Origin of the sequence: Noviherbaspirillum galbum, from assembly GCF_010974945.1 — a bacterium.
Lineage (GTDB): Bacteria > Pseudomonadota > Gammaproteobacteria > Burkholderiales > Burkholderiaceae_D > Noviherbaspirillum > Noviherbaspirillum galbum.
This window is the reverse complement of the sequence record NZ_JAAIVB010000037.1, coordinates 33,977-55,083: the sequence shown is the minus strand read 5'-3', so window position 1 is coordinate 55,083 and position 21,107 is coordinate 33,977. Positions and strand designations below refer to the sequence as shown.

The window sequence follows — 21,107 nt, the reverse complement described above, 5'->3', positions numbered from 1 at the left end:
TGCAAAGAACAGTATCTAGTTCGATGTCGAAGTTAATGCTGTTGTTTGCTCACGCCGGAAACCCATCCCCACCCCGGCCCTCCCCTTGAAGGGGAGGGGGTCCGAGCGGGCGGCTTGAGCCAAGTATAACCCCTGTCAACATCCTGCACCCCGAGCCAGATCTATTCCACCGTTTCCTTGCCGGCGGGCACCATGATTTCCCGGTTGCCATTGGTCTGCATCGAGGAAACCAGCCCGCTCTGCTCCATCTGTTCCAGGAGCCTCGCCGCGCGGTTGTAGCCGATGCGCAGATGCCGTTGCACCAGCGAAATGGAAGCCTTGCGGTTCTTGAGCACGACCGCCACCGCCTGGTCGTACATGGGATCCGCTTCGCCGCTTGCCTCGCCGCCTTCTCCGCCGGCCGCGCCGCCCTCGCCTTCCTCGGCGACCCCGCCTTCGAGGATGCCCTCGATGTAGTTCGGCTCGCCCTGGGCCTTCAGGTGTTCGACGACGCGATGCACCTCGTCATCCGAGACGAAGGCCCCGTGCACGCGCACCGGCAGGCCGGTGCCCGGCGGCATGTAGAGCATGTCGCCCATGCCGAGCAGGGTTTCCGCGCCCATCTGGTCGAGGATGGTGCGCGAGTCGATCTTGCTGCTGACCTGGAAGGCGATGCGGGTCGGGATGTTGGCCTTGATGAGGCCGGTGATCACGTCCACCGACGGGCGCTGCGTGGCGAGGATGAGGTGAATGCCGGCGGCGCGCGCCTTCTGCGCGATGCGGGCGATCAGTTCTTCCACCTTCTTGCCGACCACCATCATCAGGTCGGCCAGCTCGTCGATGATGATGACGATGGTAGGCAGCTTGTCCAGCGGCTCCGGCGCGTCGGGCGTGAGGCTGAACGGGTTGGGGATCTTTTCTTCCTTCTTGTCGGCCTCGGCGATCTTGTTGTTGTAGCCGGCGAGATTGCGCACGCCGAGCTTGGACATGAGCTTGTAGCGGCGCTCCATCTCGGCCACCGCCCAGTTCAGCGCATGGCCGGCCTGGCGCATGTCGGTGACGACCGGCGCGAGCAGGTGGGGAATGCCTTCGTAGACCGACATTTCCAGCATCTTCGGATCGATGAGGATCATGCGCACGTTGTTGGGATCGGCTTTGTACAGCAGCGACAGGATGGTGGCGTTGATGCCGACCGACTTGCCCGAGCCGGTGGTGCCGGCGACCAGCAGGTGGGGCATCTTCGCCAGGTCGGCGACGACGGGATTGCCCGCGATGTCCTTGCCGAGCGCGACGGTGAGCGGCGAGTGGCTGTCGTTGTAGATCTTGGAGCCGAGGATCTCGGTCAGGCGCACGATCTGGCGCTTGGGGTTCGGCAGCTCCAGGCCCATGAAATTCTTGCCGGGGATGGTTTCGACCACGCGGATCGAGGTCAGCGACAGCGAGCGCGCGAGGTCGCGCCCAAGGTTGACGATCTGGCTGCCCTTGACGCCGGTGGCGGGCTCGATCTCGTAGCGGGTGATTACCGGGCCGGGATAGGCCGCGACCACTTTCACTTCCACGCCGAAGTCGGACAGCTTCTTCTCGATCAGGCGGCTGGTGAACTCGAGCGTTTCGATGCTGACCGTTTCCTGGGCCGGCGGTGGCTCGTCGAGCAGCGACAGCGGCGGGAGGTTGGTGTCCGGCAAGTCGGCGAAGAGCGACACCTGGCGTTCCTTCTCGACGCGTTCGGACTTGGGCACCGTCACCACCTGCGGCTCGATGCGGATAGGCGTCGCCTCGACGATCTTGGCGCGTTCCTGCACAACGACTTCCTCGCGCTTCCCGGCCGCCACCTGGCCCACCTTGCGGTCTTCGCGCGCGACGTAGAGGTTGCGCAGGCGGACGAAGGAATCCTCGATGAGGCCGCCCACGCGCTCGGCGGCGGAGAGCCAGGAAATCTGGAAGAACAGGCTGAAGCCGACGCCGAAAACGAGCAGCAGCAGGAGCGTGGCGCCGTTGAAGCCGAAGGCGCTCTGCGCCAGCCCGCCGATCTCCTTGCCCAAGACGCCGCCCGGGCCGAGCGGCAGCTTGACCGCGGTGCGCAGCCATTGCATGCGGGAGTACTCGAGCGCCACGCTGCTCAGCAGCAGCAGGCCGAAGCCGGCGGAGCGGATCCAGGCTTCGTGATGATGCTCGGGCTCCAGCTCCTTCTGGAACAGGAAGCGGTGCGACAGCCGCCGGTAGCCCTTCCAGACGGAGCGCAGCACGAAGATGCAGCACCACCAGGTGGAAAAGCCGAAGATGTAGAGCATCAGGTCGGCGGCATAGGCGCCGATCCGGCCGCCCCAGTTGTGCGGGTGGGCGACTTCGATGGACTGCGACCATCCCGGGTCGGTCGGGGAATAGGTCAGGAAGATCAGCAGCATGTAGACGGCCATGACTGTGAAGCCGAACCAGCGCGCCTCGGAAAGCAGGCGCACCAGCCGGTTCGGCATGGGGTGTTCGTCGCGCGGTGCGGTGTTGCGTGTGTACGCTTGTGTTGTTCGGGTCATGTCTGGATAGTCTTGCGCCCCGCCATGGGTGCCGGAATGGCCTTGCCGCAGCCATGGTTTTTCCTGAACGCATGGTCCGCATGAGTGCCGCCTTCCGGTGGCGGGTTCGACTATAATCTTACCGAGTTTTTCGGGTGCAATACCGAATTGTCCCGGACAGCATTGAAAATTTGCCGATTGGCGACATATCCTTCGCATGGAAGCGCGGAACAGCAGCCTAAAATCCCGTCTTCTCCCGGCAATCCCGATCGGCAACACCGACATCCAACCCACGATCCGCACCGCCATGGCCAATACCAGACACGCCCAAGTACTCATCCTCGGTTCCGGACCGGCCGGCTACAGCGCCGCCGTCTATGCCGCACGCGCCAACCTCAAGCCGGTCCTGGTCACCGGCGTGGAACAGGGCGGCCAGCTGATGACGACCACCGACGTGGAAAACTGGCCGGGAGATCCCCTGGGCGTGCAGGGCCCCGAACTGATGCAGCGCCTGCTGCAGCATGCCGAGCGCTTCAATACCGAGATCGTGTTCGACCACATCCACACGACCTACCTGAACGAAAAGCCGATCCGCCTCGTCGGCGACTCCGGCGAGTACACCTGCGACTCCCTGGTTATCGCCACCGGCGCGTCGGCGCAATACCTCGGCCTGCCCTCCGAGGAAGCCTTCAGCGGCCGCGGCGTATCCGCCTGCGCCACCTGCGACGGCTTCTTCTACAAGGGCCAGGACGTGGCCGTGGTCGGCGGCGGCAATACCGCGGTCGAGGAAGCGCTCTACCTCTCGAACATCGCCAAGAAGGTCACCGTCATCCACCGCCGCAACAAGTTCCGCGCCGAGCCCATCCTGATCGACCGCCTGATGGCCAAGGTCAAGGAAGGCAAGATCGAGGTCAAGTGGAACCATGTGCTCGACGAAGTGACGGGCGACGACAGCGGCGTCACCGGCATCAACATCAAGTCGACGGAAGACGGCCGCATCACCCAGGTGCCGCTGCACGGCGTGTTCATCGCCATCGGCCACAAGCCCAATACCGGCATCTTCGAAGGACAGCTCGACATGGAGAACGGCTACATCAAGACCAAGGGCGGCTCCGACGGCTTCGCCACCGCGACCAGCGTGCCAGGTGTGTTCGCCGCCGGCGACGTGCAGGACCACGTCTACCGGCAGGCCATCACCAGCTCGGGCACCGGCTGCATGGCGGCGCTCGATGCGCAGAAGTACCTGGAAGGCCTGGAAGTCGAGGGCGTGAAGCTGTAATGACCGCGGTCCTGGCCGGCGGCCAGGCCTCGTGGAGGGAACTCGGCGGTCCGCCTTCCCTCCATCAACCATCCTACCTTTTGCAAGCACCATGTCCGGCCCGATCAAGGATTTCGCCGCCCTGAAGTCAGTGCGTGCGCAGCTCAAGGCGCAGGAAGAGGCGCGCAAGGCGGAGGAAGCCGAACGCAAGCGGCGCGAACAGGAAAGCCGGCGCGAAGCCGAACTGTTTCGCCGCAGCATCGGCGACGTCAAGCCGCTGCCGCCCGCCAACAAGGCTTCCACCTCCCTGCCCCTGCCGCCGCCCATCGCCCGCCAGCATCTCGCGGACGAGCAGGCCGCGCTCGAAGAGTCGCTGTCCGACGAATTCAATTCCGATACCCTGCTCGACACCGACGAGCAGCTCAGCTATGCCCGGGTGGGTATCAGCACCGATACCCTGCGCAAGCTGCGCCGCGGCCACTGGATCATCCAGGCCCAGCTCGACCTGCACGGCATGCGGCGCGAGGAAGCGCGCGATGCCCTGATCGAATTCCTGCGCAATGCCGCCAAGCGCGGATTGCGCTGCGTGCGCATCGTGCATGGCAAGGGTCTGGGATCGGTGAACAAGGAGCCGGTGCTCAAGAACAAGGTCAGGCACTGGCTGGTGCAGAAGGACGAGGTGATCGCCTTTTGCCAGGCGCGCGCGGTGGATGGGGGCGCCGGGGCGCTGATCGTGCTTCTGAAGGCCCAGGGCTGAGTTGGACGGGGTTCCCCCGCCCGCGGGGGACTGACGTCGTGCCAGTGGCGGCAGACCGGCCAGGCCGGCGGCGACGCCGATGCCAAGGTGGAGCGAAGTCTCCTCCGCACCCCACCCTCCGGTGTATGATTCCTCAACGCCACTTTCCCCATCACCATGTCCCTGATCAAGATCATCGAAATCCTGGCGATCCTGGTCGGCGCGTTTTCCGGTTTCATCGAAGCCCGCAGCAAGCGGATGGATGTGGTCGGCGTGTTCACCGTGGCCTTCATCACCGCCTTCGGCGGCGGCACGCTGCGCGACATCCTGCTCGACAAGCGCCCCCTCTTCTGGGTGACGCATGATGAATACGCCATCCTCATCTTCGTCCTCGCCCTGACCGCCGCGCCGGCCATCCGCACCCTGCGCAAGATCGTGTCCGAACGCCTGATCGTGGTGGCCGACGCGCTCGGCCTCGGATTGTTTTCCATTGCCGGCGTGTCCGAGGCGCTGGCCGCCGGCATGCCGCTGTTCATCTCATCGATGATGGGCGTGATCACCGGCGTCTTCGGCGGCATCCTGCGCGACATCGTGTGCAACGAGGTGCCCATGGTGCTGCGGGACGGCAAGCCATATGCGATCTGTTCCTTCGTCGGCTGCTGGGTCTACCTGATGCTGCAGCGGGCCGACACCCCGGCGGATTTCTCGCTGTGGTTCAGCGCGATGCTGATCTCGGCTTTGCGGCTGGCCGCGTGGGCCAAGGACGTGAAGCTCAATTGAGCAAGAAAGAAAAAGGAGCGCCGGTCCACCAAGTGGATGAGCGCTCCTTTGGAGGCAGGCGGACGGTCAGACCGCGTCGGGTCCGGTTTCGCCGGTGCGGATGCGGATGACCTGCTCGACGTCGCGCACGAAGATCTTGCCGTCCCCGATCTTGCCGGTGCGTGCCGCCTTGATGATGGCATCGACGGCGGTATCGACCGACTTCTCGTCGACCACCGCCTCGATCTTCACCTTCGGCAGGAAATCCACCACGTATTCGGCGCCGCGGTACAGCTCGGTGTGGCCCTTCTGGCGGCCGAATCCCTTCACTTCCGTCACCGTCAGGCCGGTCACGCCGATCTCGCCGAGGGCTTCGCGCACCTCGTCGAGCTTGAACGGTTTGATGATTGCCGTAATCAGCTTCATGTCTGCTCCTATGTCAATGCAATATGGTTTCTGTTTCTACAATACCTCGTCGCGCGGTTCCAGGCAATGCCGGCGCGCCCGGGGCAGCGTCCTCATCCGGGAATATTCTTGAGATCCTCCATCCATACCGTCGCCTCGGAATCGCTGGGCGCGCGCCAGTCGCCGCGCGGCGAGAGCGAACCGCCGGAGCCGACCTTGGGAGAATTCGGCACGCAGCTGCGCTTGAACTGGCTGGTCTTGAAGAAACGATAGAGGAAGATGCCGAGGTTGCGCTTGATGTCGGCCACGGAATATTCATTCCGCGCGACGTGCCCGCCTTCGGGCCAGGGCCCGGCGTCGCGATCGTGCCAGGCGGCGTGCGAGAGGAAGGCAACCTTCGACGGCGTGAAGCCGAAGCGCACCGTATAGTAAAGGTTGAAGTCCTGCAGCTCGTAGGGGCCGATGGTGCTCTCGGTCTTCTGGCCGGGCTGGTCGCTGCCCTTGCCGGGCACGAGTTCGGGGCTGATGTCGGTGCCGAGGATGTTGAGCAGCACGTCCGAGCCGGATTCGCCGATCTGCTTCGTCTCGGCGACCCAGCGCACGAGGTGGCTGATCAGGGTCTTGGGGACGCTGGCGTTGACGTTGTAGTGCGACATGTGGTCGCCCACGCCGTAGGTGCACCAGCCAAGCGCCAGCTCGCTCAGGTCACCGGTCCCGACCACGATGCCGTTGCGGTAGTTCGCCAGCCGGAACAGGTGGCTGGTGCGCTCGCCGGCCTGCACGTTCTCGAAGGTGATGTCATACACCTCTTCGCCGCCGGCATAGGGATGGCCGATGTCCTTGAGCATCTGCAGGCAGCTCGGACGAATGTCCACCTCGCTCGATTCGCAGCCGATCACTTCCATCAGCTGGCGCGCCTGCTTCAGGGTGCGGTCGCTGGTGGCGAAGCCCGGCATGGTGATGCCGATGATGTTGGTGCGCGGCAGGCCCAGCCTGTCCATGGCCTTGGCGCAGACCAGCAAGGCATGGGTGGAATCGAGTCCGCCCGAGACGCCGATCACCAGCCTGGAAATGTTCGAGGCCGACATGCGCTGCACCAGCGCCTGCACCTGGATGTTGTAGACCTCGTTGCAGCGTTCGTCGCGGCGCTGCTGGTCGGCCGGAACGTAGGGGAAGCGCTCGACCACCCGGTCCAGCGGCAGCCGTTCGTGGCGCGGCAGCTCGAGGTCGAAGGACACCACCCGGAAGCGCCGCACTTCCTCGGCGTGCCGGCGCACCGAGTGACCGAAGGAGGTATTCCGGGCGCGGTCGGCCGCCAGCCGGCCGAGGTCGACGTCGGCCTGGATGACGTGGGATTCATCGGAAAACCGCGCCGAGTCGCGCAGCAGAGAGCCGTTCTCGCAGACCAGCGCCTGGCCGTCCCACGCCATGTCGGTGGTCGACTCGCCTTTCCCGGCCGAGGAATAGACATAGGCCGCGATGCAGCGCGCCGACTGCTGCGACACCAGCTGGTGCCGGTAGCCGGACTTGCCTACCACGATGTTCGAGGCCGACAGGTTCACCAGCACCGTCGCGCCGGCCAGCGCGGCGAAGGATGACGGAGGCACCGTGACCCAAAGGTCTTCGCAGATTTCCACGTGAAAACGGAACAGCGGCAGGTTGGCCGCCTGGAACAGCAGCGCCGCGCCGAAAGGCACGCGCTGGCCGAGGAGGTCGATTTCATCGACCGTGGCATTGAAGGCCGGGCTGAACTGGCGCGCCTCGTAGAATTCGCCGTAGTTCGGCAGGTAGCTCTTGGGCACCACGCCCAGGATCTTTCCCTTGGCGACGACCACCGCGCAGTTGAACAATTGCTGCTCGACCCGCAGCGGCATGCCGACAACCAGCACCGGGGCGAGGGTTTCGGAAGCCGCGACCACCGCCGCCAAAGCATCGATGCAGCCGCGCAGCAAGGCTTCCTGGTGGAACAGGTCGTCGCAGGTGTAGGCCGACAGTCCGAGTTCGGTGAAGGCGACCAGGGCCGCGCCGCCGTCTGCCGCCTCGCGGGCGAGCCGGATGGTTTCCGCGGCATTCGCCGCCGGGTCGGCCACGCGGCAGGCCGGCACGCCGACAGCGATGCGCACGAAATCGTGGCTGTACAAGTTGAAGAAGGGTTTCGTCATGGTTGTGTGTCGGCTGGGTTGGCTCCGGCGTCATCCGCCCTCGTGTCAGGAAGCAGCGGCGCCCCATGCCCTAATTGACAAGGCCAGGCGGTGCCCGGTTGCGCGGGCGCACGCGTTCCTGCTGCCAGGCGCGGTCTCCGGCCCGACCGGAAATTTTTCCGTAGAATGACCATCGAACGCGTTGCGGCCGTCGTTCTTGCGCGGACGCAACCGGCAACCTGAATGATGACAATAGTGAATTATCGCACGCGAATCCTTTCTTCTCTTTTAGAAGCTGGCCAGGAGCAATGGGACGCCTTGCTCGCGGTCCAGGACCAGCGCACGCCCTTCCTGTCCTTTGCCTTCCTGCATGCCATGCACGAATCCGGCAGCGCGTCGGCCGACAGCGGCTGGCAGCCGCAATACCTGACGCTCTGGCGCGGCGAGACGCTGTGCGCCGCGATGCCGCTCTACGTGAAATATCACTCGTACGGCGAATATGTGTTCGACTGGGCCTGGGCCGACGCCTACCGGCGCAACGGGCTAGAGTACTATCCCAAGCTGCTGTCGGCCATCCCCTTCACGCCGGTGTCCGGCAACCGCCTGCTGGCGCGGGACGCCGATACCCGGCAAGCTCTGGTGTCCGCCCTCCGGGCCCTGCAGCAGGACAATGAACTCTCGTCCACGCACATCCTCTTCCCTACCGGGGACGAAGCCGCGCTGCTGGCGAAGGCCGGCTTCCTGCTGCGCTCGAACGTCCAGTTCCACTGGCTCAACGACGGCTACGCCGACTTCGAGCAGTTCCTGTCCGCGCTCGACCGCAAGAAACGCAAGAACATCCGCGCCGAACGGCGCAAGGTGCAGGACGCCGGCATCCGCTTCCGCCAGGTGCGCGGCCCCGACGCCACCGAAGCCGACTGGCGCTTCTTCAAGCGCTGCTACGACAACACCTATGCCGAGCACTACTCCACGCCCTACCTCAATCTCGATTTCTTCCTGCGCATCGGCCGCGGCATGCCGCAGAACCTGTTGCTGGTGATCGCCGAGCGCGACGGCCGGCGCATCGCCTCCTCGCTCGTCATTCACGACGAGACCACGCTCTACGGCCGCTACTGGGGCGCCCTGGAACACGTCCCCTGCCTGCATTTCGAGACCGCCTACTACCAGCCGCTGGAGTTCTGCATCGCCGAGGGATTGGAGCGCTTCGAAGGCGGCGCGCAGGGCGAGCACAAGATGGCGCGGGGCTTCCTGCCCGAGAAGACCTGGTCGGCGCACTGGCTGGCGCATCCGGCGTTCGCCGATGCGATCGAGCGGCACCTCAGGCAGGAATCGGGAGGGATCGAGGCGTATATCGATGAGTTGAACGAACGGTCGCCGTTCAGGAGCGCCGATTCGCCCCCTCCCCCGTAATTCCCGCATCTTGCAAGAATCGCCACTTCACGGCATCCTTGCGGCCATGACAAATCCCACGCGCATCGGACGCTTCCAGATTTCCCGCGAACTCGGACGCGGATCCCTGGGCAGCGTCTACCTCGGACACGACCCGGTTCTCGGACGCGACCTCGCGATCAAGACCTTCCGGGCGGACGTCGGCGACATCAACCGCCTGCGCTACGAAGACCACTTCATCCAGGAAGCGCGCGCCATGGGCTCGCTGGCCCATCCGCACATCGTCACGATCTACGAGGCGTCCATCGACAAGGGCAACAGCTACGTCGCGATGGAACTGCTGGACGGCCAGGAGTTGAACCGGCTGCTGGAACAGGGCCGCCGCTTCACGCCGGACGAAGCCGCGTCGATCTGCTGGAAGATCGCCGACGCGCTCAGCCATGCGCACGGGCGGGGCGTGATCCACCGCGACATCAAGCCCGCCAACATCTTCATGATCAAGGACGACCAGCCCAAGCTGGTCGACTTCGGCATCGCGCGCGCGCCGAAACCGGCCGATGCGCAGCAATCCGGAAACGAAGAAAACGCGGCGGCCGGGGGCGCGAAGAACCGCTGGGCGCACACCCTGTCCCGGCCGGACCGCCTGCTCGGAACGCCTAACTACATGTCGCCGGAACAGGCGCAGAACAAGGCCGTGGATGCGCGCAGCGACATCTATTCGCTGGGCGTGGTGATGTATGAAATGCTGGTGGGCGTCCTGCCCTTCCATGCGCCGAACGACAAGCTCCTGCTGCAGCAGGTGATCGGCAAGACGCCCGTGCCGCCGCACCGGCTCGATCCGGCCATCCCGGCCGCCTTGTCGCGCATCGTGATGACGGCGATGAACAAGCGCCCGGACCGGCGCTATCCGGATGCCGGCGCGATGGCGCTCGACCTCAAGCGCTACCTGATCCGCATGCGACGCGCCCGCCGACGCATGAAGATCCCGGTGAGCGCGCTGGATACGGAAGGCGCTTCCGGATCGCCGGGGCTGGCGTCCCGGCTCGGCCGCAAGACCGCGCTGTCGATAGGGCTGGGGATGGCGCTGCTGGCGGTGGCCATGGCCGCCACCGCCATCCTGAAGTAAGGCAGGCTCAGCGCGTCTGCAAGGCCACCACCACCTGGCCCTTGAGCATCTTGATCAGGGCGGTCTCGTTGGGCGGCACGCCTTCCGGCGCCGCAAGCGCGCGGTCGGCATAGAACAGGCCGATCGGCTTCTTGTGCACCACCAGTGGCAGGATCACGAAGCTGCGGGCGTCGCCCAGCAGGCTGCGATGCCAGCCGGGCAGGAGGTCGCGGATCTTCGGAACCGTCGCGTCCGACACCATGATGTCGGCATCCTTTTCCAGCGCGAGGTGAAAGATGTCCGTCGCCGCGCCGGCCGGGAAGGAAAATCCCGCCTCGCGCGCCTCGAAGTTCTCGCCCATCGAGATGCGGGCGCGGTAACGCTGGCTCTGCAAGTCCTTCAGGCATACCGTGGCGAAGCGGAAGCCCATGCTGTTGTAGAGCGTCTCGAGCACCAGCAGCATCAGGTCGTTCACCTTGGACCGGCCCGAAGCCATCATCTGCGTCATGTCCTGCACGCCTGCCATCAGCAGGTCGCTGGCATTGGTCGGCTTGCCGCTGGCATGCCGCTGCACGACCTGCAGGCGATGGCCGGGGTTGGCGGGTTCGAGCAGGAATTCGCTGAGGACGCCATCGGCCGAGCCGTCGTGCGCCACGGACCTGGCGCCGGCGCCCGGCGACGGGCTGCCTTGCTGCGTGCCCTGCACTACCTCCTCGTTCTGTATCGGCAGGCTGGTGTTGCTGGCGAGGACACGGGTTTCCTGGGCAACCGAGCCGAACAGTTGCGCGAGCTTGTGGGCGTCGAGGCCGAGCGCGCCGCCGAAGCGGGTCAGGATGGCCTTGCAGGCGGCTTCCTGGCCGGGCTCGTTCATGCCGGGGATCAGGCGCGCGGCGGCGGAACTGAAGGCGGCGACCTGTTGCAGCCATTCCTGACGTCCCTTGGGCTGCTTGAGCACGCCCGCCGGCGGGTTGGCCAGGGCATGGATGATGGTGTCGGGAATGTTCCAGTCGCGCAGCACCGATTCGGCGATGTAGTCGAAGCTGCAGCCCAGCACTTCCGCCGAGGCCTGCGCCGGGGTATGCGTGCCGGCCTCGACCATCTTGGCGATGCGGGTGTAGAGCTCGTGGTCGTAGGCGGCCACCAGCAGGCGCCCGATGTTCTTGAACAGGGCCGCCACCGCGGCTTCCTCGGCATCCTTGAAGTTGGTGCGCTTGGCCATTTCACGGCCGACGATGCTGGCGCACAGCGCATGGTTGAGCTCGGTGCGCACGCACTGGGCGCGGCGGGTGTTCATGCGGTCCACGAGCATCATCGCCAGTGCGCTGGTCTTGACGGTGTCGAAGCCGAGCATGAAGATGGCCTTGGATACCGTCGTGACCGGCTGGGCGGACGCGGTGCGGTAGCTCACGGTATTGGCGATGCGCAGCACGCGCTGCGTGAGGGCGACGTCGGAGAGGATGAAGTTCGCGAGGCTGCGCACCGCCTCGTCGTCGGACGACGTCATTTGCACCACCCGCGAGACCGAGCTGCCGAGCGCCGGCAGGTCGGTGAGCGCGCCGATGCCCTTGATCAGCCTGTCGCGCGCGCTTTCGCGCGGATCGGCGGGCGCTTCCTGCTTCGGCTTGTCGTCCCTGGCGGGTGGGTGGCGGACCGGCTCGTCCCCCGACGGCAGCCAGAAGCCGAGGTCGGCCTTGGCTGATGGATTGTTATGCATGGCCACCTGGGCTCCTTTATTGCTTCCCGGATCCATCATGAACCATGTCCATGCAAATGTCGATCCGTCCTGTCCGGTTATCGGCAGCCGCCATGAAATATTGACGCCTGCCCGCGCCGGACGCGGCGATTTTGCCTCGCGCGCGGCGCCAGGTTGCCTTTACGGCAAGCCGGTACAATGATGCCAGTGTCCACCGTCCCAGCCCCCTTCATGAAACCAGCAGACATCTTCGCCGCGCTCACGGTCGTCATCATCTGGGGCGTGAATTTCGTGGTCATCAAGATTGGCCTGAAAGGCCTGCCGCCCCTGTTCTTCACCAGCCTGCGCTTCGTATTCGCCGCCCTGCCCGCCGTGTTCTTCGTGGCGCGCCCCGCGGTGCCATGGCGGCTGCTGGCAGGCTATGCGATGTTCCAGTTCGTGGTGCAGTTCTCCCTGCTTTTCTGCGGCATCAAGCTGGGATTCCCGCCCGGCCTTGCCTCCCTTGTCATCCAGCTGCAAGCCTTCTTCACCATCGGACTGGCGGTCCTGATGCTCGGCGAGCGGCCGGGGCTGCCGCAGATCGCCGGCGCGCTGATCGCCTTTTCCGGCATCGCGCTGGTGGCCGCCTTCCTCGGCGCGGAGGGTCCGGGGATCGGCTTCGCGATGGTGATCGCCGCCGGCTTTTCCTGGGGACTCGGCAACATCTTCACCAAGAAGATGGGCCGGGCGGATGCGCTGGGCGTGGTAACGTGGGGCTCGCTGCTGGCCGCGCCGCCCATCCTCGCGGTTTCCGTCGCGATAGAAGGCACCGATGCGATCGTGGCGTCGCTCCACCATCTCGACTGGACGTCGGTGGCCGCAATCGCCTTCAACGCCTATCCGACCACGATTATCGGCTTCGGCGTCTGGTCCCATCTCATGCGGAAATACCCGACCGCCACCATCGCGCCCTTCACCCTGCTGGTGCCGGTCGCCGGCATGATCAGCGCAGCGCTTGCGCTCGGCGAATCGCTGCAGTGGTGGAAACTCGCGGCCGGCGCGCTAATCCTGGCGGGACTGGCGCTGAACCAGTTCGGCGGACGCCTGATGCGCCTCGCATCGGGAACCACGCGCTGAAATGAAAAACGCACCCGAGGGTGCGTTTTTCGCAGGCTTGCAGGCCTCGCCGCGAAGGCTTACTTGCTGTGCGCCTTGTTGTAGGCGCTGACGCCGTTGAGGATTTCCTGGCGTGCGTCTTCCGGGCCGCCCCAACCTTCGATCTTCACCCACTTGCCCTTTTCCAGGTCCTTGTAGTGTTCGAAGAAATGCTGGATCTGCTGCAGGCGCAGGTCGTTGAGGTCTTCCGGCTTCTGCCAGTGCGTATAGATGGGCAGCACCTTGTCCACCGGCACCGCCAGCACCTTGGCGTCGCCGCCGGCTTCGTCGGTCATCTTGAGCACGCCGATCGGGCGGCAGCGCACCACCACGCCGGGAATCAGCGGGAAAGGCGTGATGACCAGCACGTCGACCGGATCGCCGTCGTCAGAGATGGTCTGAGGAACATAGCCGTAGTTGCAGGGGTAATGCATCGCCGTGCCCATGAAGCGGTCGACGAAGATCGCGCCGGTCTCCTTGTCCACTTCATACTTGATCGGGTCGGCATTCATCGGGATCTCGATGATGACATTGAAATCGTTCGGCACGTCGCGGCCGGCGGGCACATTGCTCAAACTCATGATGCTCTCTCAGACAGGATGAATAAATCGGAAAAAAGTCTTGGCGGATTATATCGGCTTTTGAGCGCGCCTTGTGCGCCGCAACACCAGGCGAAACCGGGGGAACGGCGCCATCTTGCGGGGAGTCAAGTTGCGAGGCCGCCGCTCACAGCAGCTCGGCGAGCGCGCTCATGCGATAGTGGGACGACGCCTGCTCGGGCTGGTTCAAAGCTTCGTGCAGTTGCGCCAGTTTCAGGTGCGCTTCCCGGACGGTCTGGGTATCGTCGGCGTCCAGGAGCGCCTGCTCGAGATGGCGCTGGGCCTTGCCCCAGAGCTTCTGCCGCAGGCAGAGGGTGCCGAGGGTTAGTTCCAGCTCGGCATCGCCGGGACGCGCCTGCAGCCATTCCTCGCAGCGCTCGATCTGCGCCAGCAGCGCCGCCGAGCCTTCCGCGGCAGCGGAATTGCGGTATGCCCGCACCAGGCGCTCGTCCCACTCGGTGGCGAGGGCCTTTTCCACGATCGCCCGCGACTCGTCGACCAGGCCGCTGCTCGAGAATGCCCGGGCGGCACGGGATGCCACGAAGGGCTGGACCCGCTCTTCCGCCGGCACCGCCGCCCAGACGCGTCGGATCGATTCCGCATCATGGGTCTGGCTCGCGAGCAGGTCGTCGTAGGCGAGTTCGCGCAGCCGCCGCGACAAGGCAGGATGCAGCGCGTTGCGCTTGTCGAGCAGGCGCACGAGGCGCAGCACTTCCGGCCAGTCCTTGGCGCGCTGGTTGGCCTTGAGCGCCAGCCGCAAGGCGTGGATGTGGCGGATGCCGCTGGCATTCAGTTCGCGCAAGGCATCGAGCGCGCTTTCGGGCTGGTGGCCGTCAACCGCGAGCTCGATGGCGGTCATCAGGCGCGCCGTGCGCAGCGGCGGCTCTTCCTGCGCCTTGGCGAGCCAGACGTCGCGCCTCGCCGGCTGCCCCATGCGGTGGGCGGCGCGGGCGCCGATCAGGGCCGCCAGGCCGACGTTCTCGGGCAGCTCCGACGCGCGGCCGGCCGCCTTCTCGGCCTGGCCGAAACGGCCCTCGAACAAGGACTTCAAGGCCTCGCGCAGGGCGCGGTTGCCTTCCCGTTCACGCCGTTCCCGGCGATAGGCGGCCACGCGCTGCGGCATCTGCTGGGCGCTGCGGACGGTATTAAGCAAGGCGAACATCACCGCGAACAGGACCAGCAGCAAGAGCAGGAACAGGTTCAGCGACAGGTCGATGCGGTAAGGCGGATAGAACAGCACCACGTTGCCGGGATTGAAGCGGGCGCCGACCGCCAGGCCGATCGCCGCAGCGAACACGATGACGAGCGTCAGGAAGACTCGCATTACGGCTTCGCCTTGTAGTTGCGCACCGCGTTCAGGCTCTCGGACAGCGTCGGCATCTCGATGGACAGGTTGCTGCCCTGGACCTGGCGCAGCAGCGCCTGCACCGTCTGGGTCTGCTTGGCGCGGGTATCGAAGTACTTGCCGATGGCGTCCTGGGCGGCGATCAGGTCGCTGCGGAAGGCGGACTCGTTGCGGGTGAGCAGCGCCAGCCGGGCATTGAGCAGCCGCAGCTTGAGGTTTTCGCGCGCGTAGTATGCCTGCGAAGGCGCGACCAGCAGCGCGTCGGGCGTCTCGACGTTGCGCACGCGGATGAGCTGGCGAACCTCGGTCCACATTTCGCTGGTCCAGCTGTTCCACTTGTCTTCGAGGTTCGCCATCCATTCCATGCCGGCCGATGCGCGGCCGCCCTTGTCGGCGTCGGCTTGGCCGCCATTGCGGGTGCCGCGCCGGGAAGGCTTGGGCTGGGTCGCGGCCTCGGCCGGCCTTTCGTCGGACATCAGCGGCATCCGGTCGATCTGGCCGATGGCGCTGTCGAGGCGCAGGGCGATGCCGGTCAGGTCGACCAGGGGCAAGGCCTTCAGGCGGTCGAGGTCATGGGCGATGGCGCGGCGGATGATGATGAATTGCGGCTTGTCGGAATGCGAGAGCTTGTTGTCGGCGTTCTGCAGCGCGATCAACGCGCCCTGCACGTTGCCGGCAAGCTGGAGCTGCTGGCTCGCGGTCGAGAGAACCTGCTCGATTTCGGCGAGCGCCCAGTCGTCGCGGTTCTTGGCGAGTTCCTGGTAAAGCTGCTCGAGCGCCAGCTGCTGGCCCTGGGCCTCGGCTTGCTTGCTTTCCAGCACGTTGACCTTGGCCTGCAATTCCTTGGAGCTGTCCTGGACCGACTTCACCACGCCGCGCATTTCCGCGCTCACGGATTCCCCGGTGCGCAGGCGCTGGGCCATTTCCTCGCGCAACCCGGCAATCTCGCGCTGGGAGGACCACCACTGGGCCAGCAGCAGGACCACGAGGGCGCCGATGGCGGCATAGCCGGTCAGGGCGGGAAGATAGCCGCCGCTTCCTGGCTGAAGGGAGGGGAACCGCCGCTTCGGTGGGGAAGCTGCGGGAGGTGCGGCCGGTGCGGCAGTCGTGACCGGCTCCGCCGGAGATGTCGGCTGGCCGGATTCGTTGAAAGGAGGCAATTCGTTCATGCTCGCGATTGTAACGCGGCGACCACGCCTTCGTCGCCGGAAGCTGTCTGGAGGATCGAGGTGAAACCCAGCGCCCGAGCGGTGTCAGCGATGCGGGCATGGGGCACGATCAGCGCCTGGCGTTGCATTTTCGCCACGCCGCCTTCGCCCAGCACGTCGACCACGCTGTCCCGCAGGTTGCGCAGGGCTTCCGAGCTGGTGATGACCCATTCCCCGCCCTCGTCGAGCAGGCGCCGCAGCAGCGCCTTGCCGGCATCGTCCAGCACCGGCGCCGCGCGGCGGTAGGCGGCCACCGGCTCGACCTCGATGCCTTCGGCGCGCAAGGCGTCGGCCAGCAGTTCCCGGCCGCTTTCGCCTCGCACCAGCAAGACCCGGCGTCCGCGCAAGGCGGGGAGGTCGAGTTCGGGCAGAAGGGTCTCGGAATCGGTGCGCTGGCGGTCGGTCGGGCTGAAGATGGTGAAGCCGTCCGCCGTGATGCCATGGGCGGCGAGCGCGGCACGGCTGCCCTCGCCCATCACCGCGAGCGGCACGCCGCGCGGCATGGCGCCGGGCCACCCGGGCATGGCGGCGATGGCGGCGTCGATGGCGTTCGGACTGACGAAAACCGCTAGCGCGTACTGGTCCAGCGCCGCCAGGCGGGCGCGCAAGGCAGCCTGGTCCGGCAAGGGCTGGATGTCGAGCAGGGGAAAGAGTACCGGCATCCGTCCGCAGGCGCGCACGCGCCCGGCCAGCGCCTCGGCTTGGGCCAGCGGCCGGGTGATGATGACCGGCGGGGATCCGGAATTTGCCATGCGCGGGAAAGCGGGTTGGTCAGCCGGCGTCCATCGCCTTGCAGGCGGCCAGGATCGCGTCCGCGCCTTGCGACTTGAGCGCCTCGGCGATCCGGGTGCCGAGCGCTTCAGGCTCGAGCGCGGGACCGCTGGCTTCGCCCTGGGCGATGCGCTTGCCGTCGGGCGTGGCCACCATGGCGCGCAGGCGCATGGCGTCGCCGTCGACGCTGGCGAACGCCGCCAGCGGAATCTGGCAGCTGCCGCCGAACACGCGCGACACGGTGCGTTCGGCGCGGACCGCCTGCTCGGTCGCCGCGTGGTTGAGCGGGGCCAGCAGCGCCATCAGGTCGTCACGGCCATCGAGGATCTCGATCGCCATCGCGCCCTGTCCCGGCGCGGGCAGGCTCTGCTCGGGTTCGATGAAGCCGCGGATGCGCTGCGGCAGGCCGAGCCGCTTCAATCCCGCGGCCGCCAGGATGATGGCGGCGTACTCGCCGCGGTCCAGCTTGCCCAGGCGAGTGTCGAGATTGCCGCGCAGCGGGCGGATCACCAGGCCGGGATAGCGGGCGGCGATCAGCGCCTGGCGGCGCAGGCTGCTGGTGCCGACCACCGCGCCCTCGGGCAGGTCATCGAGCGAGGCGTAGTCGTTGGAGACGAAGGCATCGCGCGGGTCCTCGCGCTCCAGCACCGCGGCCAGCGCGAAACCCTCGGGCAGTTCCATCGGCACGTCCTTAAGCGAATGCACCGCCAGGTCCGCGCGGCGTTCGGTCATCGCCACCTCGAGTTCCTTGACGAACAGGCCCTTGCCGCCGACCTTGGACAAGGCACGGTCGAGGATGCGGTCGCCTTGCGTAGTCATTCCGAGTATTTCGATGCTGCACTGCGGATATAATGCGGCGAGCCGGGCGCGCACATGTTCCGCCTGCCACATGGCAAGGCGGCTTTCGCGCGAGGCGATGACGAGCTTGGACGGGGGAGAAGCGTTCACGACTGGCTTTCAGGATTCGGGATGGTTCGGGGTGGTTCGGCATGTCCGGCCACGTCGCGCCGGATGGCGCCGGGCCGGCAGATTCGGGACGCCGATTCTATCATGCGCCATGGCCCCGGATCGGCGACACTGCTCTTGCCGCCGCTCATGCCACCTCTCGTGCCGCCAACGATTTCCTGCCTGTTACACGACTGATTTCACACTTTCAACATGGCCACACAAACCAAGAAAACGCAGCCTGCCTCCTCCGCCCCGGCATCAACCGCCGCCACGCCGGTTTCCGAACGCGCCGTTGCCCGCACCGGCGACAAGGACGCGCCTCTGAAGGAAGACATCCGCCTGCTCGGCCGGCTGCTCGGCCATGTCCTGCGGGAACAGGAAGGCGAGGAAGTGTTCCAGGTCGTGGAAACAATCCGCCAGACCGCAGTGCGCTTCCGGCGCGAATCGGACGCCCAGTCCGGCGCCGAACTGAACAAGCTGCTCAAGAAGCTGACCCGCGACCAGACCAACGCGGTGGTGCGCGCCTTCTCGTATTTCTCGCACCTGGCAAACATCGCCGAGGACCAGCATCACAACCGCCGCCGCCGCGCCCACCTCTTGGCCGGCTCGGCGCCGCAGCGGGGCAGCATTGCCTTCGCCCTGTCGCGTCTCGACGAAGCGGGCGTCTCCGGCGGCGCGGTACGGCAGTTCTTCAAGGACGCCCTGATTTCCCCGGTGCTCACCGCCCACCCGACGGAAGTGCAGCGCAAGAGCATCCTCGACGCCGAGCGCGAGATCGCCCGCCTGCTGGCAGAACGCGACCTGCCCCTTACCCACCGCGAACTGGCGCGCAACACCGCCCTGCTCCACGCCTGCGTCACCACGCTGTGGCAGACGCGCATGCTGCGCTATTCAAAGTTGACGGTGGCGGATGAAATCGAGAACGCCCTGTCCTACTACCGCATCACCTTCCTGCGCGAACTGCCCGCGCTCTACGACGACATCCAGTCGGAAATCGCAGCCCATTATCCGCGCCAGGCCATGGCGGAAGCAGAGATGCCGACTTTCCTGCAGATGGGAAGCTGGATCGGCGGGGACCGCGACGGCAATCCGAACGTCAATGCCGATACCATGCAGCACGCGCTGATGCGCCATTCCACCGCGATCTTCGACTTTTATCTCGACGAGGTGCACACCCTCGGCGCGGAGCTGTCGATTTCCACCCTGCTGGTCGCCGTGAACCCCGAAGTGCAGGCGCTGGCCGATGCCTCGCCCGACCGCTCGGGACATCGTTCCGACGAACCCTACCGGCGCGCCCTCATCGGCCTGTACGCGAGGCTGGCGGCCACCGCGCGCACGCTAGGCACCGCCCACGTCTTGCGCCAGGAAGTCGGCGCGGCCGCGCCCTACGAGGATGCCGCGGAATTTACCCGCGACCTGCAGACCATCGCCGATTCGCTCGCCGCGCACCACGCCGCCGCGCTGGTCAAGCCGCGCCTCGCGGCCTTGAAGCGCGCCTCGGAGATCTTCGGCTTCCACCTCGCCACCCTCGACATGCGCCAGAGTTCCGACGTGCACGAGCGGGTGATCACCGAACTCTTCCGCCGCGCTGACGTCGAGCGCGACTACGCCGCCCTGAGCGAGGAGGCGAAGGTGGAACTGCTACTGGCCGAGGTTGCCCGCCCGCGCCTGCTGTTCTCGCCCTACATCTCCTATACGGCGGAAACCGATTCCGAACTCGCCATCCTGCGCGCCGCGCATGACATCCGCCAGCGCTACGGCGCGCGCGCGATCCGCAACTACATCATCTCGCACACCGAGACGGTGTCCGACCTGCTCGAGGTGCTGCTGCTGCAAAAGGAAACCGGGCTCATGCGCCTCGACCGCGGCAACGACGGCAATGATGGCGCCGATGGCATGGCTGCCACCATGGAGCTGATGGTCATCCCCCTGTTCGAAACCATCCCCGACCTGCGCTGCGCGGCCGATATCATGGAACGGTTCATGTCCCTGCCCGCCGTGCGCGAGCTGATCCGGCGCCAGGGCGACCTGCAGGAAGTAATGCTCGGCTATTCCGATTCCAACAAGGATGGCGGCTTCCTGACTTCGAACTGGGAACTGTACAAGGCGGAACTGAGGCTGGTCGACCTGTTCGACCGCATGCAGGTCAAGCTGCGCCTGTTCCATGGCCGGGGCGGCACCGTCGGCCGCGGCGGCGGCCCGAGCTACGAAGCCATCCTCGCCCAGCCGGCGGGCACGGTGAACGGCCAGATCCGCCTCACCGAACAGGGCGAGATCATCGCGTCGAAATTCTCCAACCCGGAAATCGGCCGTCGCAACCTCGAACTGCTCGTTGCCGCCACGCTCGAGGCCAGCCTCGCGCCGCACGGCGGCGAGGGCCGGCAGGCGAAGCGCATTGCCGGCTTCGAGAAGGTCATGGAAGAGCTGTCCGAGCGCGCCTACCGCGCCTACCGCCATCTCGTCTACGACACGCCCGGCTTCACCGACTACTTCTTCGCCGCCACGCCGATCGCGGAAATCGCCGAGCTCAACATCGGCTCGCGTCCCGCCTCGCGCAAGGCGAGCCGGCGCATCGAAGACCTGCGCGCCATCCCCTGGGGCTTTTCCTGGGGCCAGTGCCGCCTGCTGCTTCCCGGCTGGTACGGCTTCGGCAGCGCGGTCCTGTCCTGGCTCGACGAAGCGGGCGACGCCAAGGAACAGAAGAAGCGCCTCGGCATGCTGCGTGCGATGCACAAGGAATGGCCCTTCTTCGCTACGCTCCTGTCGAACATGGACATGGTGCTGGCCAAGACCGACCTCGCCGTCGCCTCGCGCTACGCCGAACTGGTCGCCGACAAGCGGCTGCGCAACGCCATCTTCAAGCGCATCGTCGACGAGCATGGGCGCGCGGTGGAATGCGTCGGCCTGATCACCGGCGCCCGCGAAAGGCTGGCCGGCAACCCGCTGCTGGCGCGCTCGATCAAGAACCGCTTCGCCTACCTCGACCCTCTCAACCACCTCCAGGTGGAACTGATCAAGCGCCATCGCGCCGCCGCCGCCGAAGGACGCAGCCTTGACGAGCGGGTCCGGCGCGGCATCCATCTCTCCATCAACGGCATCGCTGCCGGCCTGCGCAACACCGGCTGAG

17 protein-coding genes are annotated in these 21,107 nt (G+C 66.1%); 8 read left to right on the top strand and 9 right to left on the bottom strand.

The genetic code is table 11. From position 1 onward, the window contains the following. Positions 1 to 161: 161 nt before the first annotated feature. A complete protein-coding gene (locus G3574_RS10785; protein WP_163962903.1) occupies positions 162 to 2,510 on the bottom strand; it encodes a DNA translocase FtsK in 2,349 nt (782 codons plus the stop codon). Between the two features lie 286 nt (positions 2,511 to 2,796). On the opposite strand from G3574_RS10785, the gene trxB reads away from it, so the two are divergent. The 3 genes from trxB to G3574_RS10770 all read left to right on the top strand — a co-directional run bounded on the left by trxB (position 2,797) and on the right by G3574_RS10770 (position 5,263). Continuing rightward, a complete protein-coding gene (gene trxB / locus G3574_RS10780) occupies positions 2,797 to 3,768 on the top strand; it encodes a thioredoxin-disulfide reductase (protein ID WP_163962901.1) in 972 nt (323 codons plus the stop codon). Positions 3,769 to 3,859: 91 nt separating this feature from the next. Further along, on the top strand, positions 3,860 to 4,504 hold the full coding sequence (locus tag G3574_RS10775; RefSeq protein ID WP_163962899.1) for a Smr/MutS family protein: 645 nt from the start codon (positions 3,860 to 3,862) through the stop codon (positions 4,502 to 4,504). A 156-nt stretch (positions 4,505 to 4,660) separates the two neighbouring features. Continuing rightward, a complete protein-coding gene (locus tag G3574_RS10770; RefSeq protein WP_163962896.1) occupies positions 4,661 to 5,263 on the top strand; it encodes a trimeric intracellular cation channel family protein in 603 nt (200 codons plus the stop codon). Positions 5,264 to 5,329: 66 nt separating this feature from the next. Here the strand turns inward: G3574_RS10770 and G3574_RS10765 are convergent, their stop codons facing one another. After that, positions 5,330 to 5,668: a P-II family nitrogen regulator gene (locus G3574_RS10765; RefSeq protein ID WP_163962894.1), complete on the bottom strand. Its 339-nt coding sequence runs from the start codon at positions 5,666 to 5,668 to the stop codon at positions 5,330 to 5,332. 92 nt (positions 5,669 to 5,760) lie between these two features. Then, a complete protein-coding gene (locus G3574_RS10760; RefSeq protein ID WP_163962892.1) occupies positions 5,761 to 7,809 on the bottom strand; it encodes an NAD(+) synthase in 2,049 nt (682 codons plus the stop codon). Between the two features lie 222 nt (positions 7,810 to 8,031). Here G3574_RS10760 and G3574_RS10755 point away from each other — a divergent pair, with 222 nt between their 5' ends. Continuing rightward, positions 8,032 to 9,198, top strand: coding sequence for a GNAT family N-acetyltransferase (locus G3574_RS10755; protein ID WP_163962890.1), 1,167 nt, complete (start codon positions 8,032 to 8,034; stop codon positions 9,196 to 9,198). Positions 9,199 to 9,244: 46 nt separating this feature from the next. Continuing rightward, the gene (locus G3574_RS10750; protein WP_163962887.1) at positions 9,245 to 10,303 is read left to right on the top strand and encodes a serine/threonine-protein kinase; all 1,059 of its coding nucleotides are present in this window, start codon (positions 9,245 to 9,247) and stop codon (positions 10,301 to 10,303) included. 7 nt (positions 10,304 to 10,310) lie between these two features. On the opposite strand, the gene G3574_RS10745 is transcribed toward G3574_RS10750, so the two are convergent. Next, positions 10,311 to 11,996, bottom strand: a complete 1,686-nt coding sequence (locus G3574_RS10745; protein ID WP_163962885.1) for an HDOD domain-containing protein — start codon at positions 11,994 to 11,996, stop codon at positions 10,311 to 10,313. Here G3574_RS10745 and G3574_RS10740 point away from each other — a divergent pair. After that, the gene (locus tag G3574_RS10740) at positions 11,995 to 12,177 is read left to right on the top strand and encodes a nuclear hormone receptor family protein (protein ID WP_163962883.1); all 183 of its coding nucleotides are present in this window, start codon (positions 11,995 to 11,997) and stop codon (positions 12,175 to 12,177) included. The two genes, G3574_RS10745 and G3574_RS10740, sit on opposite strands and share 2 nt — an antisense overlap. 29 nt (positions 12,178 to 12,206) lie before the next feature. Next, positions 12,207 to 13,091, top strand: a complete 885-nt coding sequence (locus G3574_RS10735; protein ID WP_163962880.1) for an EamA family transporter — start codon at positions 12,207 to 12,209, stop codon at positions 13,089 to 13,091. Between the two features lie 59 nt (positions 13,092 to 13,150). On the opposite strand, the gene ppa is transcribed toward G3574_RS10735, so the two are convergent. The 5 genes from ppa to hemC form a co-directional block, all read right to left on the bottom strand. Next, positions 13,151 to 13,690 (bottom strand): inorganic diphosphatase, encoded by a 540-nt coding sequence (gene ppa, locus G3574_RS10730; protein ID WP_163962879.1) that lies wholly within the window; start codon positions 13,688 to 13,690, stop codon positions 13,151 to 13,153. A 145-nt stretch (positions 13,691 to 13,835) separates the two neighbouring features. Then, positions 13,836 to 15,032 carry a heme biosynthesis protein HemY gene (locus G3574_RS10725; RefSeq protein ID WP_163962878.1) on the bottom strand — a complete coding sequence of 399 codons (1,197 nt, stop codon included), beginning with the start codon at positions 15,030 to 15,032 and terminating at the stop codon, positions 13,836 to 13,838. Next, complete coding sequence (locus tag G3574_RS10720; protein ID WP_163962877.1) at positions 15,032 to 16,222, bottom strand: uroporphyrinogen-III C-methyltransferase; 1,191 nt, start codon at positions 16,220 to 16,222, stop codon at positions 15,032 to 15,034. The genes G3574_RS10725 and G3574_RS10720 overlap by 1 nt, the downstream gene beginning before the upstream one ends. Continuing rightward, positions 16,219 to 17,013 (bottom strand): uroporphyrinogen-III synthase, encoded by a 795-nt coding sequence (locus G3574_RS10715; protein ID WP_163962876.1) that lies wholly within the window; start codon positions 17,011 to 17,013, stop codon positions 16,219 to 16,221. The genes G3574_RS10720 and G3574_RS10715 overlap by 4 nt, the downstream gene beginning before the upstream one ends. A gap of 19 nt (positions 17,014 to 17,032) precedes the next feature. After that, positions 17,033 to 17,980: a hydroxymethylbilane synthase gene (gene hemC, locus G3574_RS10710; protein WP_163962875.1), complete on the bottom strand. Its 948-nt coding sequence runs from the start codon at positions 17,978 to 17,980 to the stop codon at positions 17,033 to 17,035. A 210-nt stretch (positions 17,981 to 18,190) separates the two neighbouring features. Between hemC and ppc the strand changes: the two genes are divergently transcribed. Continuing rightward, the gene (gene ppc, locus G3574_RS10705; RefSeq protein ID WP_163962874.1) at positions 18,191 to 21,106 is read left to right on the top strand and encodes a phosphoenolpyruvate carboxylase; all 2,916 of its coding nucleotides are present in this window, start codon (positions 18,191 to 18,193) and stop codon (positions 21,104 to 21,106) included. Position 21,107: the final 1 nt, after the last annotated feature.